Raw genomic sequence first — 24,699 nt, 5'->3', positions numbered from 1 at the left:
GACACCGGCCGTGGCATCCGGAATTTGTTGCCCTTGACCTCAAATGGGAGCGGTCCTATTGTGAGCGTATCCAGATCATTTTCGACAACTAGGTCGAAACTTTCGAGAGGTTCAACGATGAACACACGCAGCAGGACGCGCATTGCCGCGTCGATCGCCGCGGCGGGGCTTGCCGTCGGCGCGCTGGCCGGTTGTACCGGAGGAGGCAACGCCGAGGAATCCGGCGACGGCGTCACACTCACCTGGTGGCACAACGCCACCAACGGCCCGCTCCCCGACGTCTGGGAAGAGGTCGCCACCGAGTTCGAAGAGGCCAACCCCGGAGTCACGGTCGAGCAGACCGGCTACCAGAACGAGGAGCTGCAGCGCACGCTCATCCCCAACGCGCTGGCCGCCGGAGACCCGCCGGACCTGTTCCAGGTGTGGCCGGGTGGTGAGCTGAGCGACCAGGTCTCCAACGACTACCTGATGCCGCTGGACGATCTCATCCCCGACACCATCGAGAGCGTGGGGACCACTGTCAAGGCGTGGCAGGTGGACGGTGCCACCTACGGCATCCCGTTCTCCTTCGGCGTCGAAGGCTTCTGGTACAACGCCGACCAGTTCGAAGAGGCCGGCGTAGAGGTCCCCGAGACCTTCGACGACCTCGTCACCGCGGTGGGAACGCTCCGCGACGCCGGGTTCACGCCGATCGCGGTGGGCGCGGGTGCCGGGTGGCCGGCTGCGCACTGGTGGTACCAGTTCGCCCTGCGGTCCTGCTCGCCGGAGACGCTCGATGCGGCCGCGGCCGAGTACGACTTCAGTGACCCGTGCTGGGTGGAAGCCGGCGACCAGCTGGCGGAGTTCATCGGCATCGAGCCGTTCCAGGACGGGTTCCTCGGCACCGTTCCGCAGGAAGGTGCCGGCAGCTCCGCCGGCATGATCGCCAACGGGCAGGCGGCCATGGAGCTCATGGGCCACTGGAACGTCGGCACGATCGGCGGACTGGCTCCCAACGAGGAGGTCCCCGAGTTCCTCGGCTGGTTCCCGTTCCCCACCATCGAGGGCTCGGCAGGCGACCCCTCGGCCACGCTGGGTGGCGGCGACGGCTTCGGCTGCTCGGCGACCGCTCCGCCGGAGTGCGCCGATCTGCTGGCCTACGTCATGAGCGAGGACGTGCAGGCGCGCTTCGCCGAGAGCGGCTCGGGCATCCCGACCGTCGCCGCAGCGGCGTCGTCCGTCGACGACCCGAACCTCGCCCTCGTCGCTGAGGAGCTGGCGGGATCCTCGTTCGTGCAGATCTGGTTCGACACGGCGTTCGGCACCACCGTGGGCAACGCGATGAACGAGGGGATCGTCAACCTGTTCGCAGGCAACGGCACCCCCGAGGACATCGTCACCCGTATGCAGGACGCGGCGGCAACCCTGTAATGACCGCCGTCACCACGCCCGGGCCCGCGGTCTCCGCGGGCCCGGGCGCCACGCCGCACAAGCGGACGCGCTCGGGGCAGGGGCCCAAACGGCTCGAGATCGTGCTGTTCGTCACTCCGGCGCTCGTGCTGTTCGTCGGGTTCGTGATCCTGCCCGTCGTGCTCGCCGCGGTGTACAGCTTCTACAACCTCCCCCCAGCGTTCCGGTGGGAGCACCTGGCGGATCCTGCGCGGTTCATCGGCTTCGACAACTACATCCGCGCGCTGACGACCCCCGAGTTCCAGCGCTCCATCGGCAACACCTTCTTCATCTTGGCGATGTCGCTGCTGGTGCAGGGGCCGCTTGCCATCGCGATCGCCCTCATGCTGAACCGCAAGATGAAGGGCCGGGGCATCTTCCGGCTGCTCATCTTCGTGCCCTACGTGCTGGCCGAAGTCATCGCCGGCCTCGCCTGGAAGCTGCTGCTGCAGCCTGGTGGCGGCGTCAACGCCCTGCTCGAGGGCCTCGGGCTGGGATTCCTGCGGCAGAACTGGCTCGCCGACCCCGACATCGCCCTGTGGACGATCTTCTTCATCCTCACCTGGAAGTACATCGGCTTCGCCATCCTGCTCATGCTCGCCGGCCTCCAGGGCGTGCCGGAAGAGCTCGCCGAGGCCGCACAGATCGACGGCGCCTCCTGGTGGCAGACCCAGCGGTACATCACACTGCCGCTGCTGGCGCCCACCATCCGCATCTGGGCGTTCCTGTCGATCATCGGGTCGCTGCAGGTGTTCGACATGATCTGGGTGACCGTCGCGCCGGCGGTACGCCGCATCGCCACCGAGAGCATGGCGACCTACATGGTGCAGCAGGGCCAGTTCGCCGGTCAGCCCGGCTACGGCAGCGCCATCGCCGTCATCCTCTTCATCATTTCGCTCGTCGTCGCGCTGGTATACCAGCGCGTCGCGCTGCGCCGCGACCTTGCCGGCGCCATCACCCGAGGGGTCCAGTAGATGTCGACCACCGCCACCGCCACCATCGTGGACGAGCGTCCCCCGGAGCCCGCCCCGCCGGGGCAGGCCCGCGTTTTCGACTGGGGTCAGCCCTTCGTCTATCTCGTCGCGCTCGTCGTCGCCGCGGTGGCCGTCGGGCCTGTCGTCTACGTCTTCCTCGGCGGCTTCCGCAGCACCGTCGATCTCAACGCCAATCCGGCGGGACTGCCTGATCCGTGGGTGTTCGACAACTGGGCGGCCGTGCTCACCGCCCCGCGGTTCTGGGGCAACGTCGCAGCCAGCCTCATCCTCGCCACCGCCACCACCGTCGGTGTCGTCGTGGCAGGTCTCATGGCTGCCTTCGTCATCGCCCGCTACAACTTCCGCGGCCGGCAGGCGCTGTACACGCTGTTCACCGCGGGCCTCATGTTCCCGCTGACGGTCGCGGCGCTCCCGCTCACGCTGCTGCTGCGCACCCTGGGGCTGCACGGGACGTATCTCGGCGTAATCATCCCCGGCATCGCGTTCGCGCTGCCGACGACGATCATCATCCTGGTGCCGTTCCTGCGGGCGATCCCGGATGAGCTCGAAGAGGCGGCGCGCATCGACGGCGCCACCCGCATCGGGTTCTTCTGGCGCATCCTGCTGCCCCTGTCCAAGCCGGGGCTCGTGACCGTCGGCATCCTCGCCTTCGTCGCCAGCTGGAACGGCTACCTGCTGCCGTTGCTGGTCATCAGCACCGGATCCCTCCCGCAGGAGTGGTGGCCGCTGCCGCTGGGGGTCACCCAGTTCTCCTCTCAGTACTCACAGAACACCGGAGCCGTTTTGGCCTATACGTCCCTCGCGATGATCCCCGCGCTGGTCTTCTTCCTGCTCGCCGAAAAGCGCATCGTCGGCGGCCTCACCGGGGCGGTGAAGGGATGACCCGGATCGACCGCCTTGTGGCGGAAATGACCCTCGAGGAGAAGATCGCCCAGCTGTACGGCGTGTGGGTCGGCGCGTCCGACACCGGCGGCGACGTCGCGCCGCACCAGCACGACATGGAGGGCACCGTCGACCTCGACGAGCTGCTCCCGCACGGCCTCGGTCAGCTGACCCGGCCGTTCGGCACCCGGCCGGTCGACGCGGCGGTGGGCGCGGTCTCGCTCGCCCGCTCGCAGGAGCGCATCCGCGCTGCGTCCCGCTTCGGCATCCCCGCCGTCGCGCACGAGGAGTGCCTCGCCGGGTTCGCCGCGTGGGGCGCGACCGCCTACCCGGTGCCGCTGTCGTGGGGCGCGAGCTTCGACCCCGCACTGGTCGAGCAGATGGCCGCCCGCATCGGCGCTGACATGCGCTCGGTCGGCATCCACCAAGGGCTTGCCCCGGTGCTCGACGTCGTCCGCGACGCCCGCTGGGGCCGCGTGGAGGAGACCATCGGCGAGGACCCGCATCTGGTCGCCACCGTCGGCACCGCGTACGTGCGGGGCCTGGAGTCATCCGGCATCGTCGCGACGCTGAAGCACTTCGTGGGCTACTCCGCCTCGAAGGCCGGCCGCAACCTGGCGCCGGTGTCCGTGGGACCCCGGGAACTGGCCGACGTGCTGCTGCCGCCGTTCGAGATGGCGGTGCGGGAGGGTGGCGTGCGCAGCGTGATGAACTCCTACACCGACCTCGACGGGGTGCCGTCGGCGGCGGACCGGTCCTTGCTGACCGGGCTGCTGCGCGAGGAGTGGGGATTCGAAGGCACCGTCGTGGCCGACTACTTCGCGGTGGCGTTCCTGAAGCTGCTGCACGGGGTGGCGGAGTCCTGGGCGGATGCCGCGGGGCAGGCGCTGTACGCCGGCATCGACGTGGAGCTTCCCACCGTGAAGACCTTCGGCGAGCCGCTGCGCCGCGCGGTCGAGTCCGGTGTCGTGGACGTCGCGCTCATCGACACGTCGCTGCGGCGGGTGCTGCGGCAGAAGGAGCAGCTGGGCCTGCTCGAGCCGGAGTGGTCCGCGGTGCCGACGGCGCTGGCCGGTGCCGACCTCGGCGACGCGGAGGCGCTGCGCGGCACGATCGACCTCGATCCGCCCGGCAACCGGGCCCTGGCCGCGCGCTTGGCCGAAGAGGCGATCGTGCTGGTGCGCAACGACGGCATGCTGCCGCTGGGTGCACCGGCATCCATCGCCGTGATCGGCCCGAACGCCGACGACCCCTACGCCATGCTCGGGTGCTATTCGTTCCCGACCCATGTCGTCTCGCAGCACCCCGGTGTCGCGCTGGGGATCCGCATCCCCACCCTCCTGGAGGCCCTGCGGGCCGAGTTCCCCGAGGCGCGCATCACGCACGAGCGGGGGACGAGCGTCGACGGCGGCGAGCGGGACGGCATCGCCGACGCGGTCGCGCTGGCCGCGGCATCCGACGTCGTCGTGGTCGCGCTCGGGGACCGTGCCGGACTGTTCGGCCGCGGCACGAGCGGCGAGGGCTGCGACGCGGAGTCGCTGGCGCTGCCCGGCGCCCAGCAGGAGCTCATCGACGCCGTACTCGACGCCGGTTCGCCGGTGGTCGCGGTGCTGCTGGCGGGGCGCCCGTATGCGCTCGGCCGCGCCGCGGCGGAGGCGGCGGGTGTGGTGCAGGCGTTCTTCACCGGTGAGGAAGGGGCCCCCGCGATCTCCGGGGTGCTGAGCGGTCGCGTCAACCCGAGTGGGCGCCTACCGGTCAGCATCCCGGCGGGGACCGGCACGCAGCCGGCAACCTACCTCGCCCCGCCGCTGGCGCGGCGCACCGGCGTGTCCAACATCGACCCGACGCCGGCGTTCGGCTTCGGGCACGGCCTGTCGTACACGTCGTTCGAGTGGTCGCCGCTGCAGGGCTCGACCGCCGAGATCGGCACCGACGGGGAGCTGGAGGTGACGCTGCGGGTGGTCAACACCGGCGGGCGCTCCGGCGCGGACGTGGTGCAGCTGTACCTGCACGACCCGGTCGGCCAGGTCGCCCGGCCCGTGCAGCGCCTGATCGGGTACGCCCGGGTGCAGCTGGAGCCGGGCGAGGAGGCGGAGGTGCGCTTCACGGTGCACACCGACCTCGCCTCCTACACCGGTCGCGACGGCCGGCGGATCGTCGACGCGGGGGAGCTCGTGCTCGGCGCGGGGCGGTCCTCGGCCGATCTCGCGTCGACGTGGCCGGTGCAGGTGACCGGCGCGACCCGCGTGGTCGGGCAGGGTCGGCGCCTGGCCCCGGACGTGGCGGTGAGCGCGGCGGTTCCCGTTTCGGGCTGAGGCCCGCGGGCATGACGAAGGCCCCGAGGATGCCGCAGCCTCGGGGCCTTCGTCGTTCGCTCAGGCGCCGCGGGGCGCCCGTCGCGGCCGGAACACCGCGACCAGGCCGGCCGCGACCAACGCGAACGCCAGCGCCAGCGCGATGCCCCACGGCAGCTGCGCTCCGGTGATCGCGAGCTGCCCCGGGGCAACCACTCGCACCGTCACCGAGATCGGTTCGAATCCGGCGGACTCGATGACCAGCGTGTGGCGGCCCAGCGGAAGGTCGGCGGGGATTGCCACGGCGAACGATGTGCGGCCGTCGGCACCAGCCGGACGGATGCCGGTGATCACGATCGGGTCGCTGAACAGCGTCGCCGAGATCCGCTGCCCGGGCTCGAGCCCGGACACCGTCACCGGCAGCGTGCCGCCCTGCTCCACCGTGCCGTTGCCGACGTCGACCCGCGCCCAGTCCGTGTCCTCCCCGGGCTCCCCGGGCCCCCCGGGCTCGCCGGGTTCGCCGGGCTCACCGGGTTCGCCGGGCTCACCGGGCTCCGTCGGCGCTCCGACGAGTTCGATCACGCCCCAGCGTCCGGTGTTCTGGTAGCCGGTCCCGGTCGGTTCCGCCCACGTGTGCACGGCGTACCGGGCGCCGTCGCGGCCGTCGTTGACCTGGAAGTCCAGACCGTGGAAGGTCCCCAGACCGCCGAGGGGTACGTCGCTCTGCCCCCCGGACTGACCCGCGAGGTTGATCGCGATCTCGACGACGTAGCCGGTGTCGGTGCGCGCCGTGGCGGTGCCGAGCACCCGCGCCTGCTGCGCGGCCGCGTCGCCGGAACCGAACGACACCTTGTTCTCCGCCGTGACGCGGATCTGCGAGTCGTTGGGGCCGTACGTGCCGTTCTTGGCATTGCCGAGGTCGATGAACAGCTCGACACCGTCCTGATTCCAGGCATCGCTGTTGCTGGCGTCGATCACCGGGTCGGTGACCTCGAACAGCGCGAACAGTGTGTTGCCCTGCCACAGCGTGCGCACCGCGGCGGTCGCTCCATCGGCGCTGCCCTCGACCCGGGTGGCGGTGACCGCCGAGGCCGCCCGCTTCCAGACGTCGTCCACCTGCGCGTCGACGGTCGGCGCGGGGAGTTCCGGCACGTGCAGGAACGACAGCGGCTCGAGGAAGGTCAGCTGCCCCGTGGCGCCGGGCGAGTTCCACGCCCCCGCCACGGCACCGCCGGAGACCACCCGCACGTCGAACGTCGCCGTGGCCCCCCGGGCGACACCGGAGTGGGGCAGGTGTACGACCGTGTAGTGGGAGCCGCCGACCTCGACCGTGCGGCCGGGCACCTGTGACCCCGCCCCCGGCGTGTAGACGAGCTCGTCGCCGGCATAGGTGAACTCCACCCGCTCCGGGGCCACCGTGCTGCGCACGAGCACCGTGAGGTGGGTGTCACTCCAGCGGGACTGGAATCCGCCCGCGCCACCGGTGAGCGGGTTCTCCGGCAGGTTGTGCCACTCGGCGGCTGTCTCGAATCCGTCGGCGATCGCGATGTCGCCGGCGAAGACGTTCGCGGCGGTGATGAGACCGGGAAGCTCGGCGTCGTCGACCGCGCCGAAGTAGGCGTGCTTGGCCTGCAGCTGCGCGTCGAACAGCAGCGGCGCCTGCTCCGAGCGCCACGAGCGGTTGTCGGTGAGGCCCCAGATCGTCACGGCCGCGAGCTTCTCTGCGGCCGGCGCGGCCGCGTGATAGGTGCGGAACAGCCGGAACGCGTCACGGTAGAAGTGGCCCTGTCGCACGAGATTGGCCTCGGTCACCGGGTTGACGGTCACGTCGAGTTCGGTGACCTCCTGCATCAGCCCCAGGCCTGCGAAGCGGTCCAGCGCCGCCGCCATCGAGGCGATTGTCGTGTTGAGCGAGACATGGAACTGGTGACCGACGCCGTCGAAGGGCACGCCGGCATCCAGCATCCGATGCACGAGAGCCTCGTACTGGGCACCCTTGCGGTCCTGCTCGGTGTTGTAGTCGTTGATGAAGAGCTTCACCGGGCGGTCGGTGCCCGGCGCCGCGTACGTCTCGTTGAACGCCTTGTCGGCGAGCTCGAACGCGAGGTGGATGTACTCCTCGCCGAGCACGTCGTGCCACCGGCTCGTGCGCAGCCCGTCGGGGGTCTGCTGGTCGGCGACGACCTCGTTGACGACGTCCCACGCGACGACCGGGTTGCCCGGCGAACCGTAAAGGCCGTAGTCGTCGGCGATCGATGCGGCGACGGCGTCGATGTGGGTGGCGAGCCGGTCCCGCAGCAGCTGCTTGTCGGCCTCGGAGGAGGTGAGCTCGCGGCCGGCATCCTGGAAGAACCAGTCGGGGGTCTGCGAATGCCACAGCAGCACGTGGCCGTACAGCCCGAGGCCGTTGTCCCGCGCGAAGTCGAGCAGGGCGGTGGCCTCGGCGTGGCGCGAGAAGTTCTGCTCCGCGTCGTACCAGGCCTCCACCTTCATGTGGTTCTCGGGCGTGATCTGGGAGAAGTGATGCCGCAGCAGCTGCGCGGCCTGTCCCGAGGTCTCGCGGGAGTCGATCGCGACGCCGACGGGGAAGTCCACGGTGTCCTGCAGCGGCGTGAGCGTCGTGTCGATCACGTCGGCCTCGGGAACGCTCACGCGGATCTGGTCCACGAGGAACGTCGAGGTGTTGCCGCTGTTGTACCGGGCCTCGACGTAGAGCTCGGCCGCGGTGTCGTAGGCGGGCACGGTGAACTCTCCCGACACCCCGGTCCAGCCCGTCGCGGTGACGGTCTCGGCCTGGATGAGGTTCGCGTACGCCGTGGAAGTGCCGTTGACGGTGCGCATCGACACCGACAGGCCCTGGCCGACATCGGCGCCGGGCGCGAAGCGCAGCTGGGCCTGGAACGCGTAGGTGCGACCGGGCAGCAGCACATCGGTGACGTCGAACTGGATGCCGTCGCCTTCGTGCGTGCGGTCGGCGACCTGGGCGGCGAACGCGGAGTCGGCGGCGCCGCCCGCCACGACGGCGACCGTCGGGGCGGAGGTGCCGGAGCCCTGACGCGGGTACCAGCCGCTCAGCTGCTGGTCGTCGAAGTCCGCCTCGAGCAGGATGCTGCCCGGAGGCTGGCTCACGGGCGTTCCGGCGGGCAGGGTGAACGTCCACCCCGCGGCCAGGCGCTCGCTGACGACGGTGCGCACCGCCTGCAGCGACGGCTCGCGGTTGCCCCCGCCGTCGTGCACGAGCACGACCTCGCCCGGCTTCATCGCCGTGCGCAGGTTCTCGGTGAGGACGGCGGGATCGGTCTCGGCCCAGTCGTTGATCGTGTTGACCACGCCCAAGGGCTGCATCCCCAGCTCCACCGCGACGCCGGGGGTTGCGCCCCAGCTGCCGTTGGGTGCCCGGAAGTACGGCACCGCGGCGGTCGGGTCGCCCAGCGCGGTGCGGATGATCCGCAGGTTCTCGACGAGGTCGGCCCGGATGGCATCGGCGCTCCACGCGCCCATGTCCGCGTAGCCGGTGGTGTGGTTGCACAGCGTGTGCCCGTCGGCGACCATGCGGCGCACCAGGTCCGCACCGCCGGGCGCGAGGATGTTCTGACCGATGATGCAGAACACCGCCTGGATCCGGTTGTCCTGCAGGTAGTCCAGCAGCGCGGTGGTGGTCGCGCCATTCGGCCCGTCGTCGAAAGTCAGCGCCGAGACGTCGCCGGTGCCGGCGGCGCTGGTCACCGGGGTCACGGTGGGATCCACCGCGCCGCCGGGCGCGACCTCCCCGCCGTCGCCCGGTGTCCCGCCTGCGGCGGTGACGGCGATGTCGTCGAGGTAGAAGTCGGTGGTCGCCGGATCGACCTCGATGTAGACCTGGGTGTCGTCGGAATCGGCCACGAAGGTGCCGGTGACGGTCGTCCACTCGTCGGCGGCGACCGACGTCGCCCCCACCCAATGGAAGCCCTCCTTGACGATGAAGCGCGCCTGGGCGGATGCCTCGGGCACCAGCACGCGGGCCGACAGCGTGTACGTCTCGCCCTCGGTGAACAGCCCCGTCGGGCTCTGCAGGGTGTCCCAGCCGTTGACGCGGTCGGCCACGAGCAGCACGCGGCCGGCGGCGCCGGTCGGGTCGTCGACGACGGTCAGGGTGGGGCCCCCGCTTTGGGTCCACGTTCCCGTGGTGCCGTCTTCGAAGTCCACGGTGGAGACGACGGTGGTGGCGGCGGTGGCCGCCGGGAGGAGGGGAGTCAATGCCAGGGCGGCGGCGACGACTGTGCCGATGCCTGCCAGAACGGGTCGTCGGGACATGAGCGCTCCTTTGCGCGTCAATTTGTGGTCCGTCCGAACATATGACGGGACGAGCCGCTGTTGATGACGTCGTGACGAAAGCGTTACGAAATATCGCTCGGGAGTTTCGAAGGCATCAGGATGCCGGTGGTGCGGTGCTGCCTCGCACGACGAGGTGGCTGGCGAGGTCCATGCGCAGCGCGTCCACCTTCTCGCCGGCCGCCAGGCGCAGCACGATCCGGGCCGCCTCCTCGCCCATCCGGCGCAGCGGCTGATGCACGGTCGTCAGCTGCGGGCTCAGCCACCGCGCCAGCGCAATGTCGTCATAGCCGACGACCGAGAGGTCACCGGGCACGCTGAGTCCCGCCGCCGTCGCCGCGGCGATGACCCCGAGCGCCTGCAGGTCACTGCCGGCGAACACGGCGGTGGGGCGATCCGCTCCGGCGAGCAGATCCCGCGCGTGGCGCTCGCCGCCACCGGGGTGGAAGTCGCCGAACCGGATCCACGCCGGATCGATCGGCAGGCCGGCAGTGTTCATGGCTGAGCGATAACCGTCGAGCCGCGCCAGCGAGCACATCATGTCTTCGGGGCCGGTGATCGCCGCGATGCGGCGATGGCCCAGGTCGATGAGGTGGCGGGTGGCGGCCAGGCCCCCCGACCAGTTCGCCGAGCCGACGGACGGCACGTCGGGGGCGGGGTCGCCAGCGGGGTCGACGATCGCGAACGGCACGCCGCGCGAGCGCAGCTTCTCGCGCTGCGGCCGCGGCAGGTCCGAGAAGACCAGCACGACCCCCACCGGTCGCCGCCGCAGCACCCCATCGACCCAGTCGGACGACGGCGTGTGGCGGTCGCCGCTGACGGTGAGCACGACCGAGATGCCGGCGGCGTGGGCGACATCCTCCACGCCCTCGATGACCTCCATCGACCAGCTGGCTTCGAGTTCGTGGAAGACCAGTTCGATCGCATCGGCACGCTGGGAGGAGCCGCGGCGGGTGTACCCGTGACGCTTCAGGTGCTCCTCGAGGCGGGCGCGCGTGCTCGGCGAGACGTCGGTGCGTCCGTTGAGCACCTTCGACATCGTCGCCAGTGACACCCCGGCCTCCGTGGCGATCGCGGCCAGTGTCACGCGCGGTGTCTGCGCCATGTCGCCCCCTGATCAGCGCCGACGGCGCCCGATCATTGTGGCACGTCCCTTCGAAAGTTGCGATGGCTGCAGCGACACTCCCGGGGTGACCTGCGCCACCGCGGGGGCTCTGGACGCGGCATCCATTGTGCTATAGGTTGTCGTCAGCAACAATTTGCGCGACCCAAAGGAGCGTCATGCCCACCCCCACCCGCGACGACAAGTTCTCGTTCGGCCTCTGGACGATCGGCTACAACGGCGCCGACCCCTTCGGCGGTCCCACGCGCCCGCCCCTCGACGTCGTGCACGCCGTCGAGAAACTCGCCGAACTCGGCGCCTACGGCCTGACGTTCCACGACGACGACCTGTTCGCGTTCGGGTCCACCGATGCCGAACGCCAGACGCAGATCGACCGGCTGAAGGGCGCGCTGTCCGACACCGGACTGATCGTCCCGATGGTGACGACCAACCTGTTCTCCGCTCCGGTGTTCAAGGACGGCGGTTTCACCTCCAACGACCGTGACGTGCGCCGCTTTGCGCTGCGCAAGGTGCTGCGCCAGTTGGACCTCGGTGCCGAACTCGGCGCGAAGACGTTCGTGATGTGGGGCGGCCGCGAGGGTGCCGAGTACGACTCCGCCAAGGACATCCGCGCCGCACTGGAGCGCTACCGCGAAGCGGTGAACATGCTCGGCCAGTACGTGGTCGACAAGGGCTACGACATCCGGTTCGCGATCGAGCCCAAGCCCAACGAGCCCCGTGGCGACATCCTGCTTCCCACCCTCGGGCACGCCCTCGCCTTCATCAATTCGCTGGAGCGCCCGGAGCTGGTGGGCCTGAACCCCGAGGTCGGCCACGAGCAGATGGCGGGGCTCAACTTCGCCGCCGGCATCGCCCAGGCGCTGTACCACGGCAAGCTCTTCCACATCGATCTCAACGGCCAGCGGGGCATCAAGTACGACCAGGACCTGGTGTTCGGCCACGGCGACCTGCACAACGCGTTCGCGCTGGTGGACCTGCTGGAAAACGGCGGCCTCGGCGGCGTGCCCGCCTACGAGGGTCCTCGTCACTTCGACTACAAGCCCTCGCGCACCGAGGACGAGACCGGGGTCTGGGACTCCGCCGCGGCCAACATGCGCACCTACCTGCTGCTGAAGGAGCGCGCCGCGGCCTTCCGCGCCGACCCCGAGGTGCAGGAGGCGCTTGCCGCCTCGCGCGTGGACGAACTGTCGGTTCCGACCCTCGGTGACGGGGAGTCCTACGACGACCTGCTCGGCGACCGCACGGCCTACGAGGACTTCGACCCGTCGGTGTACTTCGGCGGCAAGGGCTTCGGGTTCGTGCGGCTGCAGCAGCTGGCCACCGAGCACCTGCTCGGCGCACGCTGACGCGCGCGGGCGGCCGCTGGTGGCACTCGTGATGGGCGTCGATTCGTCGACGCAGTCGTGCAAGGTCGTCCTGACGGATGCCGCCACGGGCGCGATCGTGCGCCAGGGCCGCGCCGCGCACCCCGACGGCACGTCCGTGGACCCGGAGGCGTGGTGGCAGGCGCTGCAGTCAGCGATCACGGATGCCGGCGGGCTCGGTGCGCCTGGCGACCCCGACGGCGTCGCAGCGTGGGCGATCGGCGGGCAGCAGCACGGCATGGTCGCCCTCGACAGCGAGGGACGCGTTGTCCGCGACGCCCTGCTGTGGCACGACAACCGCTCGGCCCAGGCCGGCGCGGACCTCATCGCCGAGTTCGGGGCGGACCAGCTGGCCCGGCGGACGGGGCTCGTGCCGGTGGCATCCTTCACCATCACCAAGCTCCGCTGGCTGCGCGACCACGAACCCGACAACGCCGCGCGCGTCGCGGCCGTCGCCCTGCCGCACGACTGGCTCACGTGGCGCCTGCGGGGCTTCGGCCCCACCGGCCGGTCGCCGCGTGGCCCGATGCTCGATGAGCTCGTGACCGACCGGTCAGACGCCTCGGGCACCGGGTACTGGAACCCCGACACCGGTGACTACGACCGCGACCTGCTCATCGCCGCGCTCGGGCACGACGCGGTGCTGCCGAGGGTGCTCGGGCCGGGCGAGAGCGTGCGCGACGCCGACGGCCGGCTGGTCGGCCCCGGCGCCGGCGACAACGCGGCGGCGGCGCTGGGCGCGGGTGCGCGCACCGGCGACGTGGTCGTCTCGATCGGCACGAGTGGGACGGTCTTCGCCGTGAGCGCCGAGCGCACGGTGGATGCCACCGGCACCGTGGCCGGGTTCGCCAGCGCCGACGGCGCGTTCCTGCCGCTGGTGGCGACCCTCAATGCCGCCCGCGTGCTCGAGGCGATCCGGCGGCTGCTCGGGGTGGATCACGCCGAGCTGTCCCGGCTCGCGCTCGCCGCGCCGCCGGGCGCCGCCGGCCTGCGGCTGGTGCCGTACTTCGAGGGGGAGCGCACCCCCAACCTCCCGGATGCCACGGCGTCGCTGACCGGCATGACCCTGGCATCCACCACGCGGGAGAACCTCGCCCGCGCCGCCGTGGAGGGGATGCTCGGCGGCCTCGCGGCGGGACTGGACGCGCTGCGCGGACTGGGCGTGCCGCTGGAGCGGGCCTTGCTCATCGGTGGCGGCGCGCAGTCCGAGGCGGTGCAGGCGATCGCGCCGCTGGTGTTCGGGATGCCGGTGGAGGTCCCCGAGCCCGGGGAGTACGTCGCCCTCGGCGCCGCCCGCCAGGCCGCCGCCCTCGTCGCGCCCCGCTAGCGGGCGAATTGGCACGGGCGGGTTCACAGCGCGCGCCTACACGACGGCCCTAGGGTCGAGGTCATGGCGAACCCCGCGGGCCAGGAGCATCTGTCACTGTCGACCCAGGACCTGCGCGACCTGCGCGACGACCTGCAGCGGTTCCTGCTGGAGTACCGGTTCGGGCTGCAGGAGGTCGAGACGAAGATCTCGATCCTGCGCGACGAATTCGCGAATATGCACGCGTACAACCCCATCGAGCACGTCACCAGCCGGGTGAAGTCGCCCGACAGCCTCGTCGAGAAGGTGGTGCGCAAGGGCATCGCCGCCGACTTCGACACCATCCGCGCGAACATCACCGACGTCGCCGGGGTGCGCATCACCTGCAGCTTCCGCGCCGACGCCTACCGTCTGTTCGACCTGCTCACCGCGCAGTCCGACATCACCGTGATCGCCGTGAAGGACTACATCGCCGAACCCAAACCCAACGGGTACCAGAGCCTGCACGCGATCGTCCAGGTGCCGGTGTACCTGTCCACCGGTCCGGTGCACGTGCCGGTGGAGATCCAGTTCCGCACCATCGCGATGGATTTCTGGGCCAGCCTCGAGCACAAGATCTACTACAAGTACGACCGGCAGGTGCCCGACTCGCTGCTGGCCGAACTGAAGGATGCCGCCGACTCGGCGGCCGCGCTGGACGAGCGGATGCAGCGCCTGCACCTCGAGCTGCACGGCCCCGGCCGCGGGCCGGTGGTCCGGCCGGTCTGAGCGGACCCGCTCGCGCCCGGGCAGAATGGGGCGCGTGGCGCACGAGGATCTCGACGTAGTGGCGGCGCAGCTGTACGCGTTGACGCCGGCGGAGTTCACCGCCGCCCGCAACGCCCGCGCCGCTGCGGCGTCGGGCGAGCTGGCCAAGGCTATCCGCGCACTGCGCAAACCGGTCGTGTCGGCCTACGCCGTCGACCTGCTGGTGGCGGAGGGACAGCTGGGCGAGGCGCTGGACCTCGCCGCGGCGTTGCGCGAGGCGCAGGACGACCTGGATGCCGCCGAGCTCACCCGCCTCAGCCGCGAACGGCGGGCGCTGGTCGCCGCGCTCGCGCGCCGAGCCGCGGGACTGGCGGGCGACCGCGGCGTCGCCGTCAGCGCCGCGGCGGCCCTCGAGATCGAGTCGACGATCGATGCCGCGGTGCGCGATGCCGCAGCCGCCGCCGCCGTGCTCACCGGGCGCCTGGTCAGGCCGCTGTCGGCCACGGGCGTTGACCCGGTCGACCTCGACGACGCCGTCGGCGGCACGATCCCCGGCGTCGCCGAGCGCCCCGCCCCGCCGCGCGACGACCTTGCCGAACGCCGTGCCCGCCGCGCCGCGGAGAAGGCGCTGCGGGAGGCGGAGCGGGAGGCATCCGAGGCCGAACGCCGGCTCGCCCGCGTCGAGGCGACGCTGACGAAGGCGCGCGAGCGTGCCGACCACCTGGCGGAGCGCGTCGAGGAGTTGCAGGCAGACCTCGAACGTGTGCAGGCGGATGCCGCCGCCGCCGACTCCGCCGTGGCGAGCGTGGAAGCCGAGCGAACGGATGCCGCGGAGGCCGCCCGCGCCGCCCGCCGCGGCGCCGACAGCGCGCAGCAGGCCGTCGAGAGCGTGACCGCGCGTGGCTAGGGTGTGGTCCGGGGAAGACGACGAACAGCAGGAGGAAGACGCATGAGCGTTGCGCTTTCGACCCTGTTCGCCGACGCCCGCTCCCGCCTGGCGGGGCTCTCCCGCGATCGGCTCGGGACGCACCTGCCCGGGCGGCGGGTGTTCGGCATCTCCCGCGCTGCGCGCATCGTGCCGGCCGGCGACGCCTGGCACCTGGGCGTGCTGCTGCTGACCGACGACGCGGTGCTGGCCACCGGCGACATCGTGCGGGCGCGGTGGGAGGTGCGACGCGGCTACACCGCGCAGTCGCAGCGCGAACGCGCCGAGCTCGAGGCGGCCGCCTTCCGCGGCGGCTTCACCGAGGGGGCGGTCGTGCACATCGGCTGGCGGATGCTCGACCTCGACGCGGTCGCACGGGGCGAGGCATCCGGCCCGCTCGCGCTGCAGGGCGACGTGCCCAGCGTGCGCTGGAGCGCAGCCGGCGGGTACCGCCCGCTCGAGGGCTATCTCGCCGAGCACATCGAGCTGCTGCGGCGCCCACCGCTGCGCTCGTCCTGATCGGGAACGGGGACTGTCCGCGCGTTTGTCAAGCGGCGTTTCGCGGTAACACGCGCCGACTAGTGTTGCCGAGGTGCAGACATGGCCTGGATCCGCTTATCCCCTCGGTGCGACCTTCGACGGTAATGGAACGAACTTCGCCATCTTCAGTGAGGGGGCCGAGCGCGTCGAATTGTGTCTGTTCGGCGACCGCGGCAAAGAGACGCGCGTCGAACTCGTGGACGTCGATGCGTTCGTGTGGCACGCGTACCTGCCCACCGTGCAGCCGGGTCAGCGCTACGGCTACCGCGTGCACGGCGAGTACGACCCGTCGTCCGGAAAGCGGTTCAACCCGAACAAGCTCCTGCTGGACCCGTACGCCAAGGCCGTCGACGGTGAGGTGACGTGGGGCCAGGAGGTGTTCGGGTACCCGTTCGGGGACCCCGACGGCCGCAACGACGAAGACTCGGCCGCAACGATGATGAAGGGCGTGGTGGTCAACCCGTTCTTCGACTGGTCGGGCGACCGTCAGCCGAAGACCCCCTACGCCGAGTCGGTCATCTACGAGGCGCATGTGAAGGGTCTCACCCAGCTGCACCCTGATATCCCGGAGGAGATCCGCGGCAGCTACAGCGCCATCGCGCACCCCGCGATCATCGAGCACTTGAAGAAGCTCGGCGTCACCGCGATCGAACTCATGCCGGTGCACCAGTTCGTCAACGACTCGACCCTGCAGGACAAGGGCCTGTCCAACTACTGGGGCTACAACACCATCGCGTTCTTCGCGCCGCAGAACACCTACTCCGCCTCCGGCGCTCATGGCCAGCAGGTGCAGGAGTTCAAGGGAATGGTGCGGGCACTGCACGCCGCCGGCATCGAAGTGATCCTCGACGTGGTCTACAACCACACCGCCGAGGGCAACCACCTGGGCCCGACCCTCTCGATGCGCGGCATCGACAACGAGGCGTACTACCGGCTCGAGGACGACGACAAGCGGTACTACACCGACTACACCGGCACCGGCAACAGCCTCAACGTCGGCAGCCCCCACACGCTGCAGCTGATCATGGATTCGCTGCGGTACTGGGTGCTGGAGATGCACGTCGACGGCTTCCGCTTCGACCTGGCGGCCACGCTCGCCCGCGAGTTCTACGACGTCGACCGGCTGGCGGCGTTCTTCGAGCTCGTCCAGCAGGATCCGGTGGTCTCGCAGGTCAAGCTCATCGCCGAACCGTGGGACATCGGCCCCGGCGGCTACCAGGTGGGCAACTTCCCGCCGCAGTGGACGGAGTGGAACGGCAAGTACCGCGACACGGTGCGCGACTTCTGGCGCGGCGAGCCGCAGGCCCTGGGTGAGTTCGCGTCCCGGGTCACCGGTTCGGCCGACCTGTACGAGCACTCCGGGCGCCGCCCGGTGGCATCCATCAACTTCGTCACCGCCCACGACGGCTTCACCCTCCGCGACCTGGTGTCGTACAACGAGAAGCACAACGACGCCAACGGTGAAGACGGCCGGGACGGCGAATCGCACAACCGCTCCTACAACTTCGGCGTCGAAGGCCCCACCGACGACCCCGAGGTCCTCACGCTCCGCGCCCGTCAGCAGCGCAACTTCATCGCGACGCTGCTGCTGAGCCAGGGCGTGCCCATGCTGCTGCACGGCGACGAGCTCGGCCGTACGCAGCGGGGCAACAACAACGGCTACGCGCAGGACAACGAACTGACCTGGGTGCACTGGGACGCCATCGATCAGCCGCTGGTGGAGTTCACCAGCGCCCTGGTGAGGTTGCGCCGCGAGCACCCTGCGTTCCGCCGCAGCCGGTTCTTCAACGGCCGCCCGGTGCGCCGCGCAGAGGGCGAGCCGGTGCCCGACATCGTGTGGATGCGCCCCGACGGCACCGCGATGCAGCCCGAGGACTGGGACTCCGGGTTCGGCCGCGCGATCGGCATGTTCCTCAACGGCGCCGGCATCAAGGAGCGCGACCGCCGCGGTGAGCCGATCAGCGACCGGCACTTCTTCGTGCTGTTCAACGCCGGCGACGAGACCGTCGACTTCCACATCCCCGACGTCGAGTTCAGCCCGCGCTGGGACGTACTCGTGGACACGGCGGGAACGATGGCCGACAGCGACCCCGTCGACCCCGGCGACGACATCGTCGTGCAGCCGAAGTCGCTGGTCGTACTGCGCGAGCACTCGCTCCCGGAGGTGGAGGCCGACCACTCGGTGTCAGCGTCGCTCGCGGCCAACACCGGCGTCATCGACGAGATCCCCAGCGCCGCGCCCAAGGGCGAGGTGGGCCGGTGACCGAGGCGCACCCCGCTTCGACCTACCGGCTGCAGATTCGACCCGCGTTCGACCTGGATGCCGCAGCAGAGCTCACCGGCTACCTGCGCGACCTCGGGGTCGACTGGGCGTACCTGTCGCCGCTGCTGAAGGCGACGCCCGGATCGGATCACGGCTACGACGTCGTCGATCCGACCCAGGTGGACCCCGCCCGCGGCGGCGCCGCGGGCCTGGACCGGTTCGCGGCCGCGGCGCGGGAAGCAGGTCTCGGCATCCTCGTCGACATCGTCCCCAACCACATGGGAATCTCGCAGCCTGCCGAGAACCCGTGGTGGTGGGATGTGCTGACCTACGGCCGGGGCAGCGCGCACGCCGACGCCTTCGACATCGACTGGGAGTACGGCGGCGGCCGGGTGCGGGTGCCGATCCTCGGCGCCGAACTGCCTGAGGTCCTCGCCGCCGGTGAGCTCGTCGTCGACGCGGATGCCGGACTCGTGCGCTATCACGATCACGCGCTTCCGCTGGCGCCCGGGTCGCTCGGCGACATCGACCCGGCCGACGTGGCCGCAGTGCTGGCGCGTCAGCACTGGGAACTGATGTTCTGGCGCCGGGAGGCGGCAGAGTTGAACTACCGCCGCTTCTTCGCCGTCACGACCCTCGCCGGGGTGCGGGTGGAGCAGCCCGCGGTGTTCGACCAGGCGCACGTCGAGATCCTCCGCTGGGTGCGTGACGGCCTCGTCGACGGCCTGCGGATCGACCACCCGGACGGTCTTGCCGATCCCGGCGGCTACCTCGACCGGCTGGCAGAGGCCACCGACGGGGTCTATGTGCTGGTGGAGAAGATCCTCGAGCACGCCGCGACCGACCACGCCGAGGCGCTGCCGGGCTGGTGGCAGACCGCCGGCACGACCGGCTACAACGCGATGGCCGAGGTCGACCGCGTGCTGATCGACCCCCAGGGCGAAGTGGGGTTGAACCGGATCGACCACGCACTGCGCGCCGAGACCGGGGTGGCGCCGCTGACCAGCTACGCCGACCTCGTGCACGATACGAAGCGGATGATCGCCGACACCATCCAGCAGGCTGAGATCGCCCGGCTGGTGCGGGTGCTGGCGGGGCTGGACAGCGGTATCGACGCGGACGATGCAGCCGTGACCGACGCGCTGGCCGAACTGCTGGCGAACTACCCGGTGTACCGCTCGTATCTGCCGGCCGGGGTGGAGCATCTCGAGCACGCCGTCGCCGAGACCGAACGCCGCCGCCCGGACCTGGCCCGGCTCGCGCGCGAGCTGGCCGCCCTGGTGCGCGAACCCGGCACCGAGCTGTCGCGCCGGTTCATGCAGACCACGGGACCGGTCATGGCCAAGGGCGTGGAGGACACCGCGTTTTACCGCATGACTCGCCTGGGAACCCTTACCGAGGTGGGCGGGGACCCGTCGGTGTTCGCGCTCGACGTCGAGGGGCTGCACACCGCGTTCGCGCGTCGGCAGGCGCACTGGCCGCGCGAGCTGACCTCGCTGTCGACGCACGACACCAAGCGCGGCGAGGACGTGCGCGCGCGCCTCGCGGTGCTCGCGGAGATCCCCGACCGCTGGGCCGAGGTGCTCGAGCGCCTTCGCGCGGTGGCATCCACCGGCCACGGTCCCTTCGACGCGCTGCTGTGGCAGGCGATCGTCGGCTCATGGCCGGCGACCCCCGAGCGCCTGCACGCGTACGCCGAGAAGGCCGCCCGCGAGGCGGCCGAGCGCACCGGCTGGTGGGATCCGGATGCCGCATTCGAGGAGCGCATGCACGCCGTGGTGGATGCCGCGTTCGCCCAGGCCCGACCGCTGGTCGAGGAGTTCGTCGCGGAGATCTCCGCCGCCGGCTGGTCCAACTCGCTCGCGGCGAAGCTCGTGCAGCTGACCGCCCCCGGCGTCCCCGACGTCTATCAGGGGTCGGAGCTGTGGGAGACGTCGCTGGTTGACCCCGACAATCGCCGCGCCGTCGACTTCGCCGAGCGCCGCGAGCTGCTGGGCCGCCTCGACGACGGCTGGGCGGCGCCGGTGGATGCCACCGGGGCTGCCAAGCTGCTGCTGGTCTCCCGCGCGCTGCGGCTGCGCCGCGACCGTCCCGAGCTGTTCGACCGGTACCGACCGGTCGAAGCGGTGGGTGCGGCATCCGCCCACGTCGTCGCGTTCGACCGCGGCGGCGCGATCACGGTGGCCACTCGTCTGCCCGTGGGGCTGCAGCGACGCGGCGGCTGGGACGACACCGCGGTGATGGTGCCCGCCGGCACCTGGCGTGACGCGCTGACCGGGCGTAGCGTCGCGGGCGGGACGGTCCCGTTGTCCTCGCTGTTGGCGACCTACCCCGTCGCGCTTTTGACCATGGGGAAAGGGGACGCGCGATGAGCGTGGAAGTGTGGGCACCGCGGGCGCAGCGAGTGCGGCTTCGCCGACCGGGGACCGACGACCTCGAGCTGGCAGTGCGCGACGGCGGCTGGTGGACCGTCGACGTCGACCTCGACGAGGGGGAGCGGTACGGCTTCGTGCTGGGCGAAAGCGAGGCGCTGCGGCCCGACCCGCGGTCGCGGCGACAGCCCGACGGCGTGCACGCGGCATCCGCTCATTTCGACCCCACGTCGTTCGAGTGGACCGACTCGGCATGGACCGGCCGCCAGCTGGCCGGCGGCCTGATCTACGAACTGCACATCGGCACCTTCACCCCCGAAGGCACCCTGGATGCCGCCATCGGGCGGCTGGACCACCTGGTGCAGCTCGGCGTCACCCACGTCGAGCTGCTGCCGGTCAACGGCTTCAACGGGGTGCACAACTGGGGCTACGATGGCGTGCTCTGGTACACCGTGCACGAGGCGTACGGCGGGCCCGTGGCCTACCAGCGGTTCGTGGATGCCGCGCATGCGGCGGGCCTGGCCGTGGTGCAGGACGTCGTGTACAACCACCTCGGCCCGTCCGGAAACTACCTGCCGGAGTTCGGGCCCTATCTGCGCGACGCGAGCCGCAACACGTGGGGCGACAGCCTGGACCTCGACCAGCAAGAGGTGCGCGAGTACATCCTGCGCAACGCCATGATGTGGCTGCAGGACTACCACGTCGACGGGCTGCGGTTGGATGCCGTCCACGCACTGCTCGACGACAGCCCCACCCACATCCTGCGCGAACTCGCCGAACGCGCCGACGCGCTGTCGGCGCACCTCGGCCGTCCGCTCACCCTCATCGCCGAGTCGGACATGAACGACCCGACGCTCATCCTGCCGCGGGAAGCGGCCGGCTACGGACTCAGCGCGCAGTGGAGCGACGACTGGCACCACGCGGTGCACGTCGCCCTCACCGGGGAGACCACGGGCTATTACGAGGACTTCGCCGCGATCGAGGCGCTGCCGAAGGTGTGGACGCGCGGGTTCTTCCACGACGGCACCTTCTCGTCGTTCCGCGAACGCGACCACGGGCATCCGATCCCCGCCGAGGTGCCGGCCTGGCGCCTGGTGACCTTCGCGCAGGACCACGACCAGATCGGCAACCGGGCCATCGGTGACCGGCTCTCGGCGACGCTGTCGCCCGAGCGCCTCGCCATCGCCGCGGTGCTCACCCTCACCGCCCCCGGCACCCCCATGCTGTTCATGGGTGAGGAGTGGGGAGCGACCACCCCGTGGCAGTTCTTCACCTCCCACCCGGAGGAGTGGCTGGCCAAGGCCACCGCGAAGGGGCGCACCGAGGAGTTCGCCAAGATGGGCTGGGACGAGTCGGTCGTGCCCGACCCGAACGACCCCGCCACGTTCGAGCGCTCGAAGCTGGACTGGTCGGAGATCGCCACGGATGAGGCGGCATCTGCCCCGCATCGCACGCTGCTGCAGTTGTACCGCGACCTCGCGCGGCTGCGCCGGGAACGGCCGGAACTGACCGATCCCGCCTTCGGTGCGCTGTCGGCCGATGCCGTGGAGATCGCCGGCGGCCGGCGCTTCCGGCTCGGTCGCGGCGCCCTCACGGTGCTGGTGAACCTGTCGCAGGAGCCCTGGCACGCCTCGGCGGGCCTGAATGACACGGTGCTGCTGGCGACGGATGCCGCGGCATCCGCCACGCCGGCCGACGGCATCCTCACCGTCGCTCCCGACAGTGCGGTGATCATCGGTCCGCCGCCGGCGTGACGCACCTGAACCTGTCAACCCCGTGCCCGGGCGGGGCGGTGCGCCTACCGTAGGAGGATGACCGACCGGAGCACCGCGGGGCGTCCCGCCGATCTCGTGCGCCAGATCGGCGTGATCAGCGCCATCAGTTTCATGCTGATCGCCGCGGTGGTCGGCGTCGGCGTGCTCGGCGGCACCCCCGTGCAGGATCTGCAGGACGGGGCGCTGGCCGCGGACGGGTCCTACCTGGCCCCGGGCAGCCAGGCGTTCTCGATCTGGACCGTCATCTACGTGCTGATGGTCGGCTACGCGGTGTGGCAGGCGCTGCCGTCGCAACGCGCCGACGGGCGACAGCGGCTGCTGGGCTGGTGGATCGCCGCGACGGCAGTGCTCAACGGCCTGTGGCTGGTCGCGGCGCAGTTCACCACCCTTCCGCTCACGGTGCTGGTCATCGTGCTGCTGCTGGCCACGCTCGGCTGGACCTACCACCTGGCGGTGCAGCGCCCCCCGCGCGGCGTGCGCCAGGCGCTGCTGACCGACCTCACCGTCGGCCTGCACCTGGGCTGGGTCGCGCTGGCCACTGTCGCCAACAGCTCGGCCTGGCTCACCCGCATCGTGCCGGCGGACTGGGCGGAGGCGGCAACCGCCTTCGGCATCGCCGTCATCGTCGTGGTCGCCCTCGTCGGCGTGGCCATCGCACTGGCCGGACGCGGCCGCATCGCGCCGGGGTTGGCGATGGGATGGGGGCTGGTCTGGATCGGGGTCGGTCGGTGGGTCGATCAGCCGGCCAGCGCGCCGATCGCGATCGCGGCGTGGATCGCGGCGGGCGTCGTGGTGATCGTGCCGATCATCGTCACGGCCGTGCGCTTCGCCAGCAACCGCAGCTGAGTCACTGGCCGAAGCGGCGCGCGAACGCGTGGAGCAGCCGGCTGGGCTCGGTCAGGGGTGCCGCAAGCACGCGCTGCGCGATGAGGTCGTAGTCCCGGGCATCGAAGTAGCCATCGTCCCGGTAGATCGCCATGCGTTCGGTGAAGGCCGCTCCGGTGGGTTCGGGGTGGAACTGCGTGGCATAGAGGTTCTCGCCCACGCGGTACGCCTGCACCGGACAGGCGTCGTTCGTCGCGAGCAGCGTCGCCCCCGGCGGCGGCGTGCCGGCACCCTCCTTGTGTGCGGTGAGGGCGGTGAAGCGGTTCGCCAGTGCGCCGAAGAGCGGATCGTGGGCGGCGGCCTCGGTGAGGGTGACCGTCGTGGGGCCGGTGTCCTCCGGGAAGCCGCGGGTCACTTCGCCGCCGAGCATGCGGGTGACGATCCCGACGCCGTAGCAGGTGAACATCCCCGCCGTCTCGCCGGCCGCGGCGCGGGCGGCGAGACGCTCGATCTCCGCCTCGACACGACGCTGCACGTCTGTCTTGGTGGACTCGGGGTCGGTGACGTTGAACGGGCTGCCGCCGACGACGAACCCGGAGTACCGCTCGAACACGTCGTCGGGGAGCGCCTCGCGCACCAGATTCAGCTGGGCCAGGTCGCCCTGTCGCATCGCTGCGCGGAAGGATTCGTACTCGCCCGCGGCGGCGCCCGCCTGCGGTCGCACACACACATAGGCCAGGGGACGCATGCCGCGATTCTATTGCCGCGCTCCGCGCGATCGGCTGGGAGTCGCCGGACGCGTTGGCCGGGGCATCCGAACGCACCGGCATCGTCGATGACCCGTCGTTTCACATGGGACTGGTGTCTGGGGGACACGGTCCCCGGAGCCGGCGGTTCAGCCGCGGGAGGACTGCGAGGTGCGGCCCCGGACGATGCCGACGAACGCCTCGACGAGCGGGGTGGTCGCCTGCACCGGCCACGCCAGCGCGACCGGTGAGAGCGGGCCGTCGCGCAGCGGACGGTGGGCGACGTCGCGACGCTGATGCAGCCGGGCCAGCGACATCGGCACGATCACGACACCCACGCCGGCACCGACCGTCTCGATCGCCTGCTCGGTGTTCTCGGGTGGGGCGAAGCTCGGGGCGACCGCGCGCGGCACCTCCAGGTGCAGGACGTCGTCGCGGGGGGTGATCACGATCTCACCCGCCAGGTCGTCGAGGGTGAGCTCGTCGGCGGCGGTGAGGTGCGACTCCGCCCCGCAGACCACGACGGGGACCTCGTCGTACAGCGGGATGACGTGCAGCCCTTCGGCGTCGATCGGGCGACGCACCAGTGCAGCGTCGACGGATGCCGACATGAGCGCGTCGCGCTGCTCGGCGACCTGCAGCGGTACGAGGATCAGCGGATTGTGCGGCATGCGCTGCTGCCAGAGGTCGATCCACTTGCCCGGCGTTGCACCGGGGATGACGCCGAGGCGGAACGGACCCGGAGCCACGCGCGGCGGCTCGGGCGCGGGGGCAGGACGCGCCGGTCGTCGCGCCGGTTTCGC

17 protein-coding genes are annotated in these 24,699 nt (G+C 71.1%); 13 read left to right on the top strand and 4 right to left on the bottom strand.

The features are described from left to right. The first annotated feature begins 117 nt into the window (after positions 1 to 117). The 4 genes from NQ151_RS14020 to NQ151_RS14005 are packed head-to-tail and all read left to right on the top strand — an operon-like array spanning position 118 to position 5,620. The gene (locus NQ151_RS14020) at positions 118 to 1,410 is read left to right on the top strand and encodes an ABC transporter substrate-binding protein (protein ID WP_257528463.1); all 1,293 of its coding nucleotides are present in this window, start codon (positions 118 to 120) and stop codon (positions 1,408 to 1,410) included. Further along, the gene (locus tag NQ151_RS14015; protein WP_257528462.1) at positions 1,410 to 2,402 is read left to right on the top strand and encodes a carbohydrate ABC transporter permease; all 993 of its coding nucleotides are present in this window, start codon (positions 1,410 to 1,412) and stop codon (positions 2,400 to 2,402) included. Before NQ151_RS14020 ends, NQ151_RS14015 begins: the two co-directional genes overlap by 1 nt. Beyond that, positions 2,403 to 3,305 carry a carbohydrate ABC transporter permease gene (locus NQ151_RS14010; RefSeq protein WP_257528461.1) on the top strand — a complete coding sequence of 301 codons (903 nt, stop codon included), beginning with the start codon at positions 2,403 to 2,405 and terminating at the stop codon, positions 3,303 to 3,305. It begins immediately after the preceding gene. Next, positions 3,302 to 5,620, top strand: a complete 2,319-nt coding sequence (locus NQ151_RS14005) for a beta-xylosidase/alpha-l-arabinosidase (protein WP_257528460.1) — start codon at positions 3,302 to 3,304, stop codon at positions 5,618 to 5,620. The genes NQ151_RS14010 and NQ151_RS14005 overlap by 4 nt, the downstream gene beginning before the upstream one ends. Positions 5,621 to 5,680: 60 nt before the next feature. Here NQ151_RS14005 and NQ151_RS14000 read toward each other — a convergent pair whose 3' ends face one another. Both NQ151_RS14000 and NQ151_RS13995 read right to left on the bottom strand, forming a co-directional pair. Next, positions 5,681 to 9,892, bottom strand: coding sequence for an endo-1,4-beta-xylanase (locus tag NQ151_RS14000; protein ID WP_257528459.1), 4,212 nt, complete (start codon positions 9,890 to 9,892; stop codon positions 5,681 to 5,683). Between the two features lie 115 nt (positions 9,893 to 10,007). Beyond that, complete coding sequence (locus NQ151_RS13995) at positions 10,008 to 11,015, bottom strand: LacI family DNA-binding transcriptional regulator (protein WP_257509017.1); 1,008 nt, start codon at positions 11,013 to 11,015, stop codon at positions 10,008 to 10,010. A 176-nt stretch (positions 11,016 to 11,191) separates the two neighbouring features. Between NQ151_RS13995 and xylA the strand changes: the two genes are divergently transcribed. From xylA to NQ151_RS13950, 9 genes are all read left to right on the top strand, one after another. After that, on the top strand, positions 11,192 to 12,379 hold the full coding sequence (gene xylA / locus NQ151_RS13990; protein WP_257528458.1) for a xylose isomerase: 1,188 nt from the start codon (positions 11,192 to 11,194) through the stop codon (positions 12,377 to 12,379). Between the two features lie 19 nt (positions 12,380 to 12,398). Further along, the gene (locus NQ151_RS13985) at positions 12,399 to 13,724 is read left to right on the top strand and encodes an FGGY family carbohydrate kinase (RefSeq protein ID WP_257528457.1); all 1,326 of its coding nucleotides are present in this window, start codon (positions 12,399 to 12,401) and stop codon (positions 13,722 to 13,724) included. Between the two features lie 63 nt (positions 13,725 to 13,787). Beyond that, a complete protein-coding gene (locus NQ151_RS13980) occupies positions 13,788 to 14,471 on the top strand; it encodes a GTP pyrophosphokinase (protein ID WP_257509020.1) in 684 nt (227 codons plus the stop codon). 34 nt (positions 14,472 to 14,505) lie between these two features. Further along, positions 14,506 to 15,357 (top strand): transposase, encoded by an 852-nt coding sequence (locus tag NQ151_RS13975; RefSeq protein ID WP_502883578.1) that lies wholly within the window; start codon positions 14,506 to 14,508, stop codon positions 15,355 to 15,357. Positions 15,358 to 15,399: 42 nt separating this feature from the next. Then, positions 15,400 to 15,894 (top strand): glutaminase, encoded by a 495-nt coding sequence (locus NQ151_RS13970; protein ID WP_257509022.1) that lies wholly within the window; start codon positions 15,400 to 15,402, stop codon positions 15,892 to 15,894. A gap of 73 nt (positions 15,895 to 15,967) precedes the next feature. After that, positions 15,968 to 18,178: a glycogen debranching protein GlgX gene (glgX, locus tag NQ151_RS13965; RefSeq protein WP_257528455.1), complete on the top strand. Its 2,211-nt coding sequence runs from the start codon at positions 15,968 to 15,970 to the stop codon at positions 18,176 to 18,178. Next, positions 18,175 to 20,550, top strand: a complete 2,376-nt coding sequence (gene treY, locus NQ151_RS13960) for a malto-oligosyltrehalose synthase (protein ID WP_257528454.1) — start codon at positions 18,175 to 18,177, stop codon at positions 20,548 to 20,550. Before glgX ends, treY begins: the two co-directional genes overlap by 4 nt. Further along, positions 20,547 to 22,304 (top strand): malto-oligosyltrehalose trehalohydrolase, encoded by a 1,758-nt coding sequence (treZ, locus tag NQ151_RS13955; RefSeq protein ID WP_257528453.1) that lies wholly within the window; start codon positions 20,547 to 20,549, stop codon positions 22,302 to 22,304. The genes treY and treZ overlap by 4 nt, the downstream gene beginning before the upstream one ends. Positions 22,305 to 22,361: 57 nt before the next feature. Next, positions 22,362 to 23,171 (top strand): TspO-related membrane protein, encoded by an 810-nt coding sequence (locus NQ151_RS13950; protein ID WP_257528452.1) that lies wholly within the window; start codon positions 22,362 to 22,364, stop codon positions 23,169 to 23,171. 1 nt (position 23,172) lies between these two features. On the opposite strand, the gene NQ151_RS13945 is transcribed toward NQ151_RS13950, so the two are convergent. Both NQ151_RS13945 and NQ151_RS13940 read right to left on the bottom strand, forming a co-directional pair. After that, complete coding sequence (locus NQ151_RS13945) at positions 23,173 to 23,898, bottom strand: glutamine amidotransferase-related protein (protein WP_257528451.1); 726 nt, start codon at positions 23,896 to 23,898, stop codon at positions 23,173 to 23,175. A gap of 147 nt (positions 23,899 to 24,045) precedes the next feature. Continuing rightward, entirely contained in the window at positions 24,046 to 24,645 is a 600-nt protein-coding gene (locus tag NQ151_RS13940; protein ID WP_257509028.1) for a LysR substrate-binding domain-containing protein, read from the bottom strand. Between the last annotated feature and the right edge of the window lie 54 nt (positions 24,646 to 24,699).

Origin of the sequence: Microbacterium sp. zg-YB36 (assembly GCF_024623575.2) — a bacterium.
Classification (GTDB): domain Bacteria; phylum Actinomycetota; class Actinomycetes; order Actinomycetales; family Microbacteriaceae; genus Microbacterium.
Note: the sequence above shows the minus strand (reverse complement) of the source record. Positions and strands in the feature narration are given on the sequence as shown.